Consider the following 14,372-nt stretch of genomic DNA (forward strand, 5'->3'; position numbering starts at 1 on the left):
CTATGCAGATGCAGATCCCCGCGTGATGATGGGTAAAACCCGTCACCCAGGGCGCGATCTTTGATGTCGTGCGCGTCAACTTGCATAGGAGTATTGATGGCTAGCCAAGAGGTTGAAGTCCTCGTTGTCGGCGCAGGTCAGGCCGGGATCGCGATGAGCGAGCATTTGAGCGACCGGGGAATTTCGCACCTTGTCCTGGAACGGGACCGCATCGCCGAGCGGTGGCGCTCAATGCGCTGGGATTCCCTTGTCGCGAACGGGCCGGCCTGGCATGACCGCTTTCCCGGCCTGGAGTTCACGGGCCTTGAGCCCGGCGACTTTGCCTCGAAGGAGCAGGTCGCGGACTACTTCGAGGCCTATGCGGCGAAAATCGACGCACCGGTGCGCTGCGGCGTCGAGGTGACGTCCGTCCGCAGGAAGGCCGGTGCGCCGGGTTTCCGCGTGGAGACGAGCGACGGGCACTTCGACGCCCGGTATGTCGTGGCCGCAACAGGACCTTTCCAGAAACCGGTGATTCCCGCCGTCGTCCCTGAATCTTCAGGGCTTGTGCAGCTTCACTCCAGTTCGTACCGAAATCCGGAGCAGCTGCCCGACGGCGGCGTCCTGGTGGTGGGGGCCGGTTCCTCCGGTGTGCAGATCGCCGCGGAGATCCAGTGTTCCGGGCGGCAGGTCCACCTCTCGGTCGGTCCGCACGACCGTCCCCCGCGGAGCTACCGCGGGCGCGATTTCTGCTGGTGGCTCGGGGTGCTGGGGATGTGGGACGCCTCCACGCCTGCCCAGGGAGCAGAACACGTCACCATCGCGGTGAGCGGGGCCGACGGCGGCCACACTGTCGACTTCCGGGCCCTCGCCGAAGAGGGCATCAAGCTCACCGGCAGGACCCTTTCCTTCGACAACGGAACCATCAGCTTTGCCGCTGACCTCCGCGACAACATCGCCAACGGCGACGCCCACTACCTGGGGCTGCTCGATGAGGCCGACGCCTATGTTGAGCGCAACGGCTTGGATCTTCCCGAGGAGCCAGGGGCCCGTATGCTGCGGCCGGACCCTGAAAGCCTCACCGACCCCATCCTCGAACTCGAGCTCGCCGGCGCCGGAATCCGCTCGATCGTCTGGGCGACAGGTTTCGCCGTCGACTACGGCTGGTTGCAGGTGGACGCATTCGATGAGAGGGGCAAGCCGCGGCAGCAGCGCGGCGTTTCGTCCGAGCCCGGGGTCTACTTCCTCGGGCTGCCTTGGCAGTCGCGCCGCGGATCCAGTTTTATCTGGGGCGTGTGGCACGACGCCAAGTACGTTGCCGACCAGATTTCGATCCAGCGCAGCTACCTGGCCCACAACGAGCAGCACGCGCTGGTGACGGGCGGGGTGCCGGGCGGGGTTCTCGACGGGGTGCCGAGCGGGGTCTGAGCGAGCGCGACACGGTAAAGGCAAAGGCAAGGCAAAGGCAGGGCGGCTGGAACAGCCGCCCTGCCTTTGGTGCGTACGGGGTGGTCCTGCGCCCGTCCTTCGGGTCTCCTGTTGCGCCGGAGAGCAGGTTCCCGTGCGCTTGCCGGACGCGGGTCCGGCGGTCTTGTGGCGGTTACATGATTCCGGTCGGTACCAGCAGGGCCCAGGCCAGCGCCGGGGCGACGAGAACAACGCCGCCTGCGTACGCCATGAGCTGGCGGTAGACCCGCTGCCGGTCGGCGTCGCGCGCATTGGCCACGACGAGCGCTCCGTCCGTTGAGAACGGCGAAACGTCCACCACGGTGGCGGCAATGGACAGGGCGGCGACAGTTCCCGAGGCGCTCAGTGAACTGCTCGCCAGCAGGGGACCGGCCAGGGGTATGAACGCGGTCAGCAGGGCGGTGGAGGACGCGAAGGCGGACCCGACCCCGATGACGTAGCAGAGGACGAGGGCGATCAGCAGGGGAGCGCCGAGTGCCAGGGCCTGTTCGGCGAGGGTGTCGATGACGCCGACGTGCTGGAGCAGGGAAACATAGGTGATCATGCCCGCCACCAGCAGGACCGTGGACCAGGAGACGCCGCCGATGAAGGTCTTGTGTTCCTTGATGTTGACGAAGGCGAGGAGCAGGCCCGCGGACAGCGCAACGAATCCGATGGGCATGTGGAAACCCAGCGTGCACACGAGGATCGCAAGGATCAGGGCCAAGGTGAGCATTTGCTGTCCGTTTGGACGTCCGATGCGGGGAGTGCCCAGCCCGGCGTATTCATTGGCATGCTTGTCGCGCAGCTTCCCAAAGATGGCGAACACCACAATGGTCAGTACCGAGAGGATGAGATTGAGGGCGAAGCTGGCCAGGAACAGTGCGCCCTGGTCAATGGGGAACCCATTCTTGTGGGCGATGTCGTGGACCAGCACGCCGGCAACGGAAAGCGGCGAGAAGCCGCCGGCGTGGGCGCCGTTGATGACGAAGGCGCCCATCAGGACGGGGTGGATACGCGACTCATAGGCAAGTCCGAGGGCTGCCGGTGCCAATAGAGCCACTGCGGCGGGGCTGAAGGTGCCCAGTGCGGTCAGGGCGGCGGCCATGAGGAAGAACACCCATGGCAGCAGCATGGTTTTGCCCCTGACCATGCGGACGCAGCTCTGCACGATGATGTCGATCGACCCGTTCCGTTGGGCCATGCTGAAGAAGTAAGTGACGCCGATGATCGTCAGGACGATACTCGCAGGGAACTCCTCCAGAATCTGCTTGTCGCTCATTCCGAGGACGAAGTAGCCCACACCGAAGGAGGCGACGAGTCCCATCACGCCAATGTTCAAAGGCCACTTCGTAGCAACCACGAACATCACAACGAGGATGACGAGCGGGACGATCTGCGTGGCGGTCATGGTTGGCTCCGACTCCGAGGCAGCCGAAGGGTTGCCCAGGACGCCGCCGAACAGGAGGGCGACCAGGCCCAGGACAGTGATGGTGGCTGCCGTCACCAGCAGGATACGACGGCGACGCCTGGGTCGCTGGGAGCTGTCTCCATAGGTGTTGCTTGGTGCGGTTTTCTCTGCGGTTTTAGTCATGATGCTCTCTCTTCATCGAGTAGCGCCGGCGAGGGAGGCGTTGACGGAGCTGTCGACGACCTCGGGGAGGTGGATGGTGGTGGAGGCGATGGTGCGGGCTGTTCGGTCCACGCCGACGAACTGGGATCCGTCCCGCTCCTCGCTCCAGGTCTTGATCACCCCGGCTGGGGTGCGCAGCCGCAGGGTGGGTTGAGGTGTGTCGCCCATGAATTCGTTCATGACGGTGCCCGGAGTTCGGGCGGCAAGTGTGAGCGCGATGCTTCCCGTGATTGCCAGGGCGGGGTGTGGCTTGCCCATGGAGAGCATCATGACGCTGACGTCGCTTTCCCGGTCGGACCGGGCGGGGGGAGCAACTATCGCGACTTTGGGGACGGCGCGGGCCGCCTCGTTGGCGGTTGCCGCGAGTCCCATCCGAACGGCTGCTTCGCGCCGAATGCGCTCCAGGGTTTGCAGCTGCAACTCAACGCCGCCGAACCAACTGTCGTGCCGCTCGGGGTCAAGGCCGAGGTCCCCGGCCCGGAGTATTACTACCGGCGCTCCAGCGTCCACCATGGAGACGGTCCAGCGGGTCCCGCCGGCGGTCACCGTGTCGAGGGCCGCCCCGGTCGGCAGAAGCCTGCCCGTGGTTTTGCCCGCAGGATCCTGGAATCCAAGCCCAACCTGGTAGCCGGGGAACGGCACTCCAGGCATGTATGACTGAGGCGAGATCGGCAACGCTCCTGAGGGCGTGGCTACCTGCTGGATGATGATCTGGCCGGTGTTGGTGTTGCGCGTAAGGATCCTAGTGACATCCCCGGTGGGAATGACCCAGCCTTTTTCGATGGCGTAAAGGCCGACCACTGCAGAACAGTTGCCGCAATTGCTGCCCCAATCCACCGCTGCCTCTTCGATGCCCACTTGCGCGAAGGTGAATTCGACATCGACGTCGCCACTGAGGGGCCGGTTGAGGATCATTGCCTTGCTGGTTGTTGAGGTTGCCCCACCAACGCCGTCGATCTGCCGGTGGTCGGGACTGCCAAAGAGCCGCGGAAGCAGCACATCCGGGCTCGTTTGGGTCTCTTCCAGATGTGCCGTTTCGAACACCCAGCATTTGCTGGTGCCTCCGCGCATCCACTCCGCTTCGATCTTCATGATCTCTTCCTTGCTCTCCGAGGCCCCCAAGTGTTGAGGGGGATAGTTCGAGATTGAGCCAGATCACAAATGAAGACAATGTTGGATATCTGTCGGGGGATGTAGATTTACTTCATTCAATGTGAGGCAAGGCGCGAGGAGTCGCAGCGGAATGGATCATGACCTGAAGAGCCGCCCCGCGAGCCCGGGCCGCAAGGCAGGAATGTATAGAATTGACCATTCCAACCGGAGGGTAAAGAGTTGCTAAACGATGACAACCAAAGTCTTTTCGATATCCGGCGCCTGGCACTGCTGGTTGAAGTCGTGGAGCAGGGATCCATCACCGCTGCAGCCGAGTTGATGTTGTACACGCCGTCTGCCGTGTCCCAACAACTCAGGAAACTTGAGCAGGAAGTCGGCCAGCCATTGCTGAATCGGCGCTCCCGCGGCGTGGTGCCCACGGAAGCAGGCCAGGTGCTGGCAGGTCACGCACGAAAGATCGTCGCGCAAATGAGCGCCGCCAGGAGCGACCTTGACCAAATCGCGGGTTTGAAGCGCGGCTCGCTGACCGTGGGTACCTTTCCCACTCTTGCCGGTTCGTTCCTCCCCCTGGTGATCCGGGCCTTCAAGAAGCGGTACCCCGCCATCGGCCTGTCCGTGCGGAGCGCCCGCTTTGATGAACTCGTCAATGACCTCCAGTCCGGGGTGACCGGCCTGTGCCTGCTCTGGGACTATCCGTGGAATCGCTTCCACGATGACACCATCCGCTTGACCGAGGTTTTCCACGAAAGCACCGTGCTCTTGGTATCCCGCAATCACCCCCTCGCCGACCGGGAGGAGATCCGGATGGAGGAACTCCGCAAGGAATCCTGGATTGTCCGCGCTGAGGCCCACCCCGTGGTGGAAGTACTGCAGCGTTCCGCCCACGAGGCTGGCTTTGAACCAACCATTGGCTTCCTGGCCAACGACTACCAGGAGGCCCAAGCCATGGTCAGCGTTGGCATGGGCGTAGCCATGGTGCCCAAGACTGCCGTTGCCCTCCAGCACCCCGATGTCCGGGTCATCAGCCTTGGCTCCGACGCACCCTTGCGGCGGGTGCTCCTAGCGCAACGCCAGGACAAGGTCTACGCCCCGGCAGAGGTCGCCTTCCACTCCACCCTGCTGGAGATCGCACGGGAACGGGCTGGGGACTACCTGTAACAATGCTGATGCCCCGGTAAGCCTCCTCGGGGACCACGCGGTCCCCGGGGCTGTAGTGCTCAACGCGGCTTCCCGGAGCCCGCCAGGAAGTCCAGCGCCGTCAGCGCAAGGGCGGCGGCACCGTCGTGAATCGCCTGGTTGGCCGCCTCGCCGACGCAGTGCGCGGCGAACTCGGGCTGGTGGTTGGCCGCGGGGAAGCAGCCCAGGCCGATGTATGGGTGGATGGCAGGGACCACCTGGGACACGTTGCCCATGTCGGTGGATGCCCGGTTCATGGTGGCCTGCTCCGGAGGCGCGTTGAAGTCCCGACCCAGGGATTCGGCGTGCCGGATGTACAGCTCCAGCGCCCGCCGCTCCGTGCGGAACTCGGAGTAGGGTTCGGATTCCGGGGTGACGGAGAGTTCGCAGCCGGACGCCACGGCCCCGGCTTCGAAGCAGCGGTGGACCCGTTGCTCCAGCTCTCCCAGCTGGGCAAGGGATTCGGCGCGGACATACCAGCGGCCTTCGGTTTTCTCTGGGATGGCGTTGGGCGCTTCACCGCCGCGGGTCTGGATGCCGTGGACGCGGGTCCCGGACGGCAGCTGCTGCCGGAGCAGGCTCAATGCCACCTGCGCCACCACGAAGGCATCGTTGGCGTTGACGCCCTGCTCGGGGTAGGCGGCGGCATGGGCCGACTTGCCGCGGTACTCCACATGGTTGTGCGCCACCGCGTAGGGCCTGGCCTCGGCGGAATCCACCGGGCTGGGGTGGGCCATCATGGCCAGGTCCAGGCCACGGAAGGCGCCCTTCTTCAGCAGCTCGATCTTCCCGCCGCCGCCTTCTTCCGCCGGGGTGCCGTAGAGCTCCACGGTCAGGTCCCGCCCGGCGGCGAACTTCGCGAGGGCGACGGCGGCTCCGCAGGAGATCGCGGTGATGATGTTGTGGCCGCAGGCATGGCCCAGCCCGGGAAGCGCGTCGTACTCCGCCATCAGCCCCACGCGCCGGGAGCCGTTCCCGACGACGGCGCGGACCGCCGTCGGGAAGCCCAGGTACCCCTCCTCGACGGCGAAGCCGTGCCCGGCCAGGTAGGCGGCTGTCCAGCCGGCGGCTTTGTGTTCCTGCCAACCGAGCTCCGGATTGGCGTGCAGCGTCTCCGACAGCCGGATCAGCGCCGGGTGCTGCGCGGTGACCGCCTCAAGCACCCGGGCACGCTGTGCGGCCGGAGTCATCGCTGTGGCCGGTTCAGCGCTCATCGCCGGGCACCCCGTAGCCCACTGAGGCCGCAGGGTCGAGGCCGCGCACCACGTAGTCGTTTCGTTGCGGAAGCCAGACCTCCAGCAGCCGGCCGAGCTCCCCGATCGGATCCTCGTGCCAGTCCACCCGCAGGTCGGTGTCCCGCCAGCCGTGTCCGGAGACCACCGACATGCCGGCCGAGCGCACCGGCCCCGCCTCGCCGCCGGCCGCCTCCGCGGCGCGCAGGGCGGCCATCAGCCGGACCTCGAGTTCCCCGGACGTCGCCTCGAACTCATCGCAGAGGGCCTGGGCAACTCCGGGCCCGGCAAGCATGTTCCCCGCAGCCACGCTGCGCGGGCCGCGGCCCTCGCCGATCACGCCCAACGAGTGCCCGCCGCTGAACACCGCGGAACCCCCGTGGGCGTCCAGGACCACCAGCTGCCGGTAGGCGGCGGCAGGGGATTCGTGCACGACGGCGTCGACCGCCTCCTGCGCGGAATATCCCGCCTGGAGGCGGTCGAGCAGGGCGGTGCCGAGCCGCGGATCGGTGATGTTCTGCGAGCTGACGGCCCCCACGCCGTCGCGCAGGTGCGCGCAGCGGGCGGCGACGGCCGGCGAGGACGAGGAAACCGCGAGGCCGAACCTGCCGTTTCCGTCGGTGGCTGCGATGCTGAAGGTCACGCCGCTCCCTCCGTGGACGTGTTCCGGGTGGACAGCACGGCGGTGGCATCGATTTCCACGAGCCATTCCGGCCGGGCCAGTGCCGAGACGACGATGCCCGTGGACACCGGGAACACGCCTTTCAGCCAGCGGCCCATGGTGCGGTAGACGGGTTCGCGGTAGCGCGGATCGATGATGTAGACGGTCACCTTGACGATGTCCTCGAGGCTGCTGCCTGCTTCCTTGAGCAGCATGTCGATATTGGCCATGGCTTTTTCCGCCTGGGCTTCGACGTCGCCGATCCCCACGGACTCGCGCGTGTCCAGGTCCTGCCCGATCTGGCCCCGGAGGTAGACCACGCCGTTGGCCACCACTGCCTGGCACAGATCGTTGTCCAGGTTCTGCTCCGGGTAGGTGTCCTTCGTGTTGAACGTACGGATGCGCTGATGCTTCACTTGGCCGCTGCCTCTTCGTCTCGGTGGATGCTTTGAATCAGCTTCCCGCCCGCCGTCGAAATCTGTCCAACAGTCCTTTTAGAACAGTTGTATCGAAAAAACAGATGAAAGGATATGCTCGGTGAATGGATGTCACGCTCACCCAACTGCGGTATTTCGTCGAGGCCGCTGCCCAGTTGTCCATGACCGGGGCTTCCGTCCGGCTGAACGTGGCCCAGTCGGCAGTGTCGGCCGCGATCGCCCAGCTGGAACGCCACGTGGGCACCCAGTTCTTCATCCGGCAGCGGTCAAAGGGCCTGGTCCTGACCCCTGCGGGCGAATTGTTCCTGCGCGACGCGCAGTCCATCCTGGCCCATGTGGAGGAAAGCCTTGACCACGCCCGCGGGGAAACCCAAAGCGTTGCCGGGCGCATCCGCATGGCCTGCTTCAGCACGCTTGCGCCGTTCCTACTCCCGGGCGTCCTGAGCAAGCTCCGCGAAGACCATCCCGCCCTGGAAATGGACGTCATCGAATCCGATACTTCGGGGTGCGTGGCGGCGCTGCTCAGCGGGCAGGCCGACCTCGCCCTCTGCTATGACCTGGACCTCCCCGAGGCGATGGCCACCTCCGTGGTCGATACCGCCCGGCCCTACCTGGCGGTGCCCCCGGACCACAAGCTTGCCGGTGCGGGCAGCGTGAAAATGTCCGCGCTGAAGGACGATCCCTTCGTGCTGCTGGACCTGCCGCACAGCCGCGACCTCATGCTCTCCATCGCCCGCCTGGGCGGCCGGGAGCCGGACGTCAGGTTCCGTTCGGCAAGCTACGAAACCGTGCGCACCTTCGTGGCGCGGGGGCTGGGCTATTCGATCCTGCACCAGCGTCCGCAGCACGGTTTGACGTACGACGGCGGCAAGCTGGCCACGGTGGAAATCCAGGACGACGTGCCGGACCTGAAGACCGTGCTCGCCTACCTGCGGACGCAACGTCCCACGGCGCGGGTGCGCGCGGTGGCGCAGGCGGTCCGGCACCAGATCGCCGCCGCCAAGGCGGCTCGCTCCTAGGCTCCGGGACTTAGTCCGGGACCCCTGCCATATCCAACGCAGCCTTATCCGGGGCGAGGACGCAGAACTCGTTGCCCTCCACGTCGGCAAGGCAGCGCCATGACACATCAGGACCCTGGCCGACGTCCGCGTCGGTGGCTCCCAGGGCCCGCAGCCGGGCCACTTCTGCTTCCAGATCGTCCCCGGCGTAGGGCTTCACGTCGAGGTGCACACGGTTCCACAGGGTCTCCGGGCCTTCGACGCGCAGGAACTCCAGGTATGGACCGACGCCGCTGGCCGAACGCAACCGCGCGTGATTGTCGTCCACCTCGTGCAGGGTCCAGTCCGTGGCCTCGCTCCAGAACCGCGCCATCGCCCGCGGATCAGAGCAGTTGACCACCACTGTGGCGATCGGCCCGGTGTCCCGGTAGATCTCCCGGGGCTCCAGGACACAGAACACGTTGCCTTCCGGGTCGGCCAGGACTGTCCACGGGACGTCCCCCTGACCGATGTCGGCATGGGTGGCGCCGAGCTCCAGCAGGCGTGCCACCAGTTCCTCCTGGTGGGCCGCGGAGGTGGTGGCGAGATCGAGGTGGGCGCGGTACTTCACCGTTTCCGGGTCCGGGACGGCGACGACATCGATGCAGACGGCGGTGGGGTCCGGCCAGTTGAAGCCCACGGGTTCAACGTTGGTTACCCCGGGTCCTTCGCTGGAAACGCCCCAGCCGAGTGCGTCAGCCCAAAACCGGCCGAGCGCCGCGTCATCCCGGGCTTTGAAATTCACCTGAACAAGTCGCAGAGCCATAGTTCCCGAGCCTACAACGCCGGCCACATCCGGTACAGGAGACGCGCTCCTAGCCGGACGTCCGCGCCGCTTGCAGAGTAAGCCGGCCCAGCGCACGCTCCATGAGGTGCCGTTGCCGGGAGCCCGTGACCGTGTCCGGGTCCAGCATCGAGGTCACGTGCAGGCCCATCATGATGTTCAGCAGCTCGTCGGCAACTGCATCCGGATCCGCCAAAGGCGCGCATTCGCCGTCGTGCTCCGCCTGCGCAAGGAAGTCCATCATCAAGGTGCGCCAATGCAGCAGCGCCTCCCGGCCCACGGCGCGCAGCGCGTCCTCCGTCTGGGCACGCTGCCAGAAGGAAACGGCAACCCGGGCCTCCACGACGGTGATCGGGTCGGCCGGGATGATCTCCAGGCACATGCTCCGCAGTGCGGCAAGGCCGCGGCGGCCGGCGGTGCCTGCGGCTATGCGCTCGTTGGTGCGCTCGCAGATCAGTTCGTAGGACGCCAGGAGCAGCGCGTCCTTGTTGGGAAAATAGTGGGCCAGCACGCCGGGTGCGGCATACCCGCATTCCCGGGCGATGTCCCGCATGCTGGCGTTCTCGATACCCTGCCCGGCAATCAGCCGCCACGTGGTCTCGATGATCGCACGGCGCCGTTCCTGGTGGTCGACCAAGCGGGGCATGCTGCTCCTCTCCGGATGCCGGGGACTGCGGGGACGTGCGACGACGGCCGGGCAGAGGCCCGGCCGTCGTCACCTTATCAGTGGCAGGGTTTTGCAGTGTCCGCGGGTGCCGCTGTCTCTGTGGCTGACGCGGCGCAGTGGCCCGCGGACGACGGTGGCACGTTGAGCGTGGGGTTGGCGTCGAAGAAACCGTGCGGCTTCAGCGTGAAACCGGTGGTGTCCACGGGCATGATGGGCCAGTCCTCCGGGCGCGGGAAGTGGGTCAGGCCGAAGGAGTGCCACACCACCAGGTCCTGGCCGTCGATGTCACGGTCCTGGGCCACGTAGGCCGGGAGGCCGGCGCCGCCCGGGTGCTGGTTGACGAAGTCGCCCGCGGCGTAGAGCTCGTCCTCGGCGTGCCGGGTGACCCAGAGGTGGTGCCGGGCGAACGCGGCGCGCGAGGCAATCGAGGAATCATCGGCCATCGCCAGGGTGGGCTGCCCCTCGGGGTAAAGGGTGTAGCCGACGGGGTGGCCGAGCTGGTTCAGCGAGTCCGGGTTGCTGATGTGCCAGGCGCGTCCCTTGCGGCCGTCGGCGTCGCGGACTGCCTCCGATTCGCGGGCCAGCAGGGTCCGCTTCTGCGTGAAGGCGTTGCCGTGCGGATTTCCCGGTCCCTTGGGCAGGCGGACGAGGTCCAGTTCCTCCACGCGGTTCGCGGCGCCGTCGAGCATCATGTCCAGGCGGGCGTTGAAGAGGTGCTGGTGGAACGGGGCGCCCAGGCCGGGGGCGATCTCGGAGGCGTAGGCGTAGGAGTTGTCCGGCAGGGCGGCCGTGAACACGATGCCGGTGGCCTTGGCCTCGAATTCGATGGTGCCGTCCAGGTAGAGGTACCAGTAGAAGCCGTAGTCGTAGTTGCCAACGGTGGTGAAGAAGGAGACCACCAGGCGGCGGTTGCGGCGCACCTCGTTGGAGCCGGCCCACTCGTCCGTGTGCTTCCACAGGATGCCGGCGTCTTCTTCGTGGATGCAGATGCCGTTTTCGATGGTGCGCGGGTTGCCGAAATCGTCGGCCACCACAGGGGACATGTAGGTGATGTCGCCCAGGCAGTCGCAGCCGAGCTTGAGGGAGTTCGCGTCCCGGCCCACGAGGTATTCGCCGGAGTCGAAGTAGTTCTGCCAGCTCCGGTAAGGGGACGGATCGCCGTACGGGACCACCATTTCGGAGATCGACGCGCGGTGCACCAGTGGGCGCCTGCGTCCGTTGTGCGTGTGGTGGAGCTGGTGCAGCACCAGGCCTTCGCGGGCATCGAAGCCGACCCGCAGATCCCAGCCGGCCCAGGAAAGAAAGTTGCCTTCCAGGGTGAAGCTGGGGCCTTCGGGCTGCGTGATCTCGATCGGCTTGAGGTCCTTTCGGAGCTCGCCGCGGATTTCCGGATCGGTGTAGTTTCCGTTGATCTCCGGGACCGGCACCGGGCCGTCGTCGATCAGGTGGTCCACGCGGCGGTTCTCCACATCGACGAAGGCCACGAGGCCGTCGATCGGGTGAGCCCAGGCATGGTCGCCCGGGTAGTCCTGCCGGAAGCCCAGGCCGCGGAGCAGGCGCTTGCCTTCCTCGTTCTCGTACTCGAAGACGCCCGCGGAGAGCGGCGCGACGCGCACCTGCTCCGGTGTCAAGCCGCGGTCCGCCAGGGCGGCTTTCCACTGCGGGTCCGCGGCGAGGATGTCCTCGATGATCCCGAACTCTTCGATCAGCACCGGCAGCTGGCCGTCGACGGCGGGATCCAGTTCGCGCTGTTCAAGGATTTCTCCGGTGGTGAGGGTGAGCCGGACGTCGAGGGAGCGGGACAGGGCCGCATCCCAGAGCATCGCCCGGACAATGCGGTCCGGAGCGGCCCCGTCTCCGGCTGTGTATAGGGCCAATTTCGGCGGCTCCACCAGGCCGAGGTAGGCGAAGCGAGTGGTGTCGGCCACTAGGCCGGCATCCACCAGGATCCGGCGGGCCTCGTGAATTTCCCGGCCCGAGAGCTGCTCCAGCGGGTGCTGCGCCAAGGTGGCCAAGGGGGTCGTCTGAAAGGTCATGGCACTTCCTGAAGTCTGTTTTTGATGGTACAACTGTTCAACCAACGCTTTGATGTTAGCCACCTCACAGCCCCGGCGTAAAGTCCCCGACTGATTCACGCCGGGCAGGCAGGAAAACCCATGAACCAGATTGCCGCCCTGCGCCCAGGGAGCCTCCTGCGCGCCCGGATTCCGGTGGGCATCGTCGGCACTTCCGTGACGGCCGGCGCCGCAGCCCATCTGGCGGCCGCCCTGGCCGCCCCCGCCGGAGCCATGGCCTGGCTGATGGCGGCGATGGGTGCGGCCTGCCTGGCCTGCGCTTCGCCGATGGCGCTCCGGGTGCGGTGCGCCGGGCGTGCCGCCGGGCACCTGATCGCCATGAGTGCCGCCATGATCCTCATCCACCTGGTGCTGCTGGCATCGTCCGGCGCCGGGGGTCATCACGGCGCGTTGGCCGCGGCGCCGTCCGGCCATTCGGGTTCCATGCTCGTCCTCATCGCGGTCGAACTGGCCTGCCTGATGGGCGCTTCCGTAGCGCTCCGCCTGCACCGCCGTCCCCGGATGACACTCCAAGAAGCAACCCTGACAACAAAGGAGCAACCATGAACACCACTTCCACCGTTCTTTCCCTCGACTGGCAGGGCCGGGCCGATGCCCTCGCGATCGACGGCCGCGCCTTCGTGGACGGGTGCCGCGTCTCCGCTGGCAGTAAGCGTCCCACCATCAGCCCCGTCGACGGCCGGATCCTGGCCGAGCTGGCCGCGTGCACATCCGCCGACGTCGACACTGCGGTGGCCGCCGCCCGGCGCGCCTTCCCGTCGTGGTCCCGCGTGGGGGCCGAAGCGCGGAAGGGAGTGCTGCTGGCGCTCGCCGGGCTCATGGAACGCCACGCCGACGAACTGGCGCTGCTGGAAACCCTGGACAGCGGCAAGCCGATCCTGCAGACCACCACCGTTGACGTGCCGGGAGCCATCTCCACGCTGCGCTGGTACGCCGAGGCGGCCGACAAGCAGTCCGGCGAACTGCCGGCAGTGCCGCCGGGCGCAACGGCGCTCGTGACGCGGGAACCGCTGGGCGTGGTGGCTGCCATCGTGCCGTGGAACTTCCCGCTGGAGATCGCCGTCTGGAAGCTTGCTCCCGCGCTGGCGGCAGGAAACACCCTGGTACTTAAGCCCGCCGAACTGACTTCCCTGAGCGTCCTGCGGCTGGCCGAACTGGCCGCCGAGGCCGGCCTGCCGGACGGGGTGCTGAACGTCGTCACCGGTTCGGGCCGTGAGGTGGGGGCCGCGCTGGCGCACCACATGGACGTCGACGCCTTGGCGTTCACCGGCTCCACGGCCGTGTCCCGGACCCTGCTTGAAGCTTCCGGTCGCAGCAACCTCAAGCGGCTGAGCCTCGAAGCCGGCGGCAAGAGCTCCAACATCGTGTTCGCGGACACGGACGATCTCGCCACTGCGGCCGCCAAGGCCGCCTTCGGGGCGTTCTACAACCAGGGGCAGGTCTGCTCGGCCAACTCCCGGATACTGGTCCAGCGGGAAATCCACGACGAGTTCGCGTCACTGCTCACCGTTGCCGCGGCCGGCTACGCGCCGGCGGACCCGCTGGCAGGACTGGACGGCAACGGTGCGCTTATCAGCAGCAGGCACGCCGACGACGTCGAGCGCTGGATCGTGCGCGGCCGCACCGAAGGCGAGGTGCTTTTCGGCGGCGAACGCCGGGAAATCCGCGGTTCCGACGCGTACCTGGAACCCACGCTGCTGGGCGGACTGCCCGCCGACCACGAGGTCCACCGCGAGGAGATCTTCGGGCCGGTCGCCGTGCTCCAGGCCTTCGAGACCGAAGCGGAGGCGGTGCGGCTGGCCAACGCCACCGACTACGGCCTGGCCGCGTCCGTGTGGACCTCGGACCTCTCGCGCGCGCACCGGGTGGCGGGGGAGCTGCTCGCCGGCACGGTGTCAGTGAACACGGTCGATGCCCTCGGCAACACCACCCCCTTCGGTGGCTTCAAGCAGTCCGGCTTCGGACGCGATCTGTCCCTGCACGCCTTCGACAACTACACGGCGCCCAAGACGACGTGGATCCAGTTCGGCTAAGTGCATCAGAATTACCGATGACTCTCATCGATATTCCATTGTTTACGTGATGCAATTCATCCTTCTACGCTGACACAACCCCCCATCCCTCTTGCTCAA

The 14,372-nt window shown here is 66.7% G+C and carries 13 protein-coding genes; 5 read left to right on the forward strand and 8 right to left on the reverse strand.

Annotated elements, in window-relative coordinates:
• Window positions 1–96: 96 nt before the first annotated feature.
• Window positions 97–1,407, forward strand: a complete 1,311-nt coding sequence (locus ACN9M4_RS01410; protein ID WP_426301652.1) for a flavin-containing monooxygenase — start codon at window positions 97–99, stop codon at window positions 1,405–1,407.
• Window positions 1,408–1,579: 172 nt separating this feature from the next.
• On the opposite strand, the gene ACN9M4_RS01415 is transcribed toward ACN9M4_RS01410, so the two are convergent.
• Both ACN9M4_RS01415 and ACN9M4_RS01420 read right to left on the reverse strand, forming a co-directional pair.
• Complete coding sequence (locus ACN9M4_RS01415; RefSeq protein WP_426301654.1) at window positions 1,580–3,019, reverse strand: SLC13 family permease; 1,440 nt, start codon at window positions 3,017–3,019, stop codon at window positions 1,580–1,582.
• A 12-nt stretch (window positions 3,020–3,031) separates the two neighbouring features.
• The gene (locus tag ACN9M4_RS01420; RefSeq protein WP_426301656.1) at window positions 3,032–4,150 is read right to left on the reverse strand and encodes a PrpF domain-containing protein; all 1,119 of its coding nucleotides are present in this window, start codon (window positions 4,148–4,150) and stop codon (window positions 3,032–3,034) included.
• A 240-nt stretch (window positions 4,151–4,390) separates the two neighbouring features.
• Here ACN9M4_RS01420 and ACN9M4_RS01425 point away from each other — a divergent pair, with 240 nt between their 5' ends.
• Entirely contained in the window at window positions 4,391–5,329 is a 939-nt protein-coding gene (locus ACN9M4_RS01425) for a LysR substrate-binding domain-containing protein (RefSeq protein ID WP_426301658.1), read from the forward strand.
• Between the two features lie 59 nt (window positions 5,330–5,388).
• Here ACN9M4_RS01425 and ACN9M4_RS01430 read toward each other — a convergent pair whose 3' ends face one another.
• From ACN9M4_RS01430 to ACN9M4_RS01440, 3 genes are read right to left on the reverse strand one after another with little or no spacing between them, the layout of a single operon-like run.
• A complete protein-coding gene (locus tag ACN9M4_RS01430) occupies window positions 5,389–6,561 on the reverse strand; it encodes a M20 family metallopeptidase (RefSeq protein ID WP_426301660.1) in 1,173 nt (390 codons plus the stop codon).
• Complete coding sequence (locus tag ACN9M4_RS01435) at window positions 6,551–7,222, reverse strand: DUF1028 domain-containing protein (protein WP_426301662.1); 672 nt, start codon at window positions 7,220–7,222, stop codon at window positions 6,551–6,553. Before ACN9M4_RS01435 ends, ACN9M4_RS01430 begins: the two co-directional genes overlap by 11 nt.
• Window positions 7,219–7,656 carry a RidA family protein gene (locus ACN9M4_RS01440; RefSeq protein WP_426301664.1) on the reverse strand — a complete coding sequence of 146 codons (438 nt, stop codon included), beginning with the start codon at window positions 7,654–7,656 and terminating at the stop codon, window positions 7,219–7,221. The genes ACN9M4_RS01435 and ACN9M4_RS01440 overlap by 4 nt, the downstream gene beginning before the upstream one ends.
• Before the next feature lie 125 nt (window positions 7,657–7,781).
• Here ACN9M4_RS01440 and ACN9M4_RS01445 point away from each other — a divergent pair, with 125 nt between their 5' ends.
• Window positions 7,782–8,696, forward strand: coding sequence for a LysR substrate-binding domain-containing protein (locus ACN9M4_RS01445; protein WP_426301666.1), 915 nt, complete (start codon window positions 7,782–7,784; stop codon window positions 8,694–8,696).
• Window positions 8,697–8,706: 10 nt separating this feature from the next.
• Here the strand turns inward: ACN9M4_RS01445 and ACN9M4_RS01450 are convergent, their stop codons facing one another.
• The 3 genes from ACN9M4_RS01450 to ACN9M4_RS01460 form a co-directional block, all read right to left on the reverse strand.
• A complete protein-coding gene (locus ACN9M4_RS01450; RefSeq protein WP_426301668.1) occupies window positions 8,707–9,480 on the reverse strand; it encodes a VOC family protein in 774 nt (257 codons plus the stop codon).
• 49 nt (window positions 9,481–9,529) lie between these two features.
• On the reverse strand, window positions 9,530–10,144 hold the full coding sequence (locus ACN9M4_RS01455; RefSeq protein ID WP_426301670.1) for a TetR/AcrR family transcriptional regulator: 615 nt from the start codon (window positions 10,142–10,144) through the stop codon (window positions 9,530–9,532).
• Between the two features lie 77 nt (window positions 10,145–10,221).
• Window positions 10,222–12,201, reverse strand: coding sequence for a primary-amine oxidase (locus ACN9M4_RS01460; RefSeq protein WP_426301672.1), 1,980 nt, complete (start codon window positions 12,199–12,201; stop codon window positions 10,222–10,224).
• Between the two features lie 120 nt (window positions 12,202–12,321).
• Between ACN9M4_RS01460 and ACN9M4_RS01465 the strand changes: the two genes are divergently transcribed.
• Entirely contained in the window at window positions 12,322–12,786 is a 465-nt protein-coding gene (locus tag ACN9M4_RS01465; RefSeq protein WP_426301674.1) for a hypothetical protein, read from the forward strand.
• Window positions 12,783–14,273, forward strand: a complete 1,491-nt coding sequence (locus tag ACN9M4_RS01470; RefSeq protein WP_426301676.1) for an aldehyde dehydrogenase family protein — start codon at window positions 12,783–12,785, stop codon at window positions 14,271–14,273. Before ACN9M4_RS01465 ends, ACN9M4_RS01470 begins: the two co-directional genes overlap by 4 nt.
• Window positions 14,274–14,372 lie beyond the last annotated feature (99 nt).

This window comes from Arthrobacter sp. R-11 (assembly GCF_049913155.1).
In the GTDB taxonomy this organism is placed as follows: Bacteria; Actinomycetota; Actinomycetes; order Actinomycetales; family Micrococcaceae; genus Arthrobacter.

Coding starts and splice junctions, on each gene's coding strand:
- ACN9M4_RS01420 (WP_426301656.1), bottom strand. CDS start 4,150: ATGAAGATCGAAGCGGAGTGGATGCGCGGAGGCACCAGCAAATGCTGG.
- ACN9M4_RS01450 (WP_426301668.1), bottom strand. CDS start 9,480: ATGGCTCTGCGACTTGTTCAGGTGAATTTCAAAGCCCGGGATGACGCG.
- ACN9M4_RS01445 (WP_426301666.1), top strand. CDS start 7,782: ATGGATGTCACGCTCACCCAACTGCGGTATTTCGTCGAGGCCGCTGCC.
- ACN9M4_RS01465 (WP_426301674.1), top strand. CDS start 12,322: ATGAACCAGATTGCCGCCCTGCGCCCAGGGAGCCTCCTGCGCGCCCGG.
- ACN9M4_RS01460 (WP_426301672.1), bottom strand. CDS start 12,201: ATGACCTTTCAGACGACCCCCTTGGCCACCTTGGCGCAGCACCCGCTG.
- ACN9M4_RS01430 (WP_426301660.1), bottom strand. CDS start 6,561: ATGAGCGCTGAACCGGCCACAGCGATGACTCCGGCCGCACAGCGTGCC.
- ACN9M4_RS01415 (WP_426301654.1), bottom strand. CDS start 3,019: ATGACTAAAACCGCAGAGAAAACCGCACCAAGCAACACCTATGGAGAC.
- ACN9M4_RS01470 (WP_426301676.1), top strand. CDS start 12,783: ATGAACACCACTTCCACCGTTCTTTCCCTCGACTGGCAGGGCCGGGCC.
- ACN9M4_RS01455 (WP_426301670.1), bottom strand. CDS start 10,144: ATGCCCCGCTTGGTCGACCACCAGGAACGGCGCCGTGCGATCATCGAG.
- ACN9M4_RS01410 (WP_426301652.1), top strand. CDS start 97: ATGGCTAGCCAAGAGGTTGAAGTCCTCGTTGTCGGCGCAGGTCAGGCC.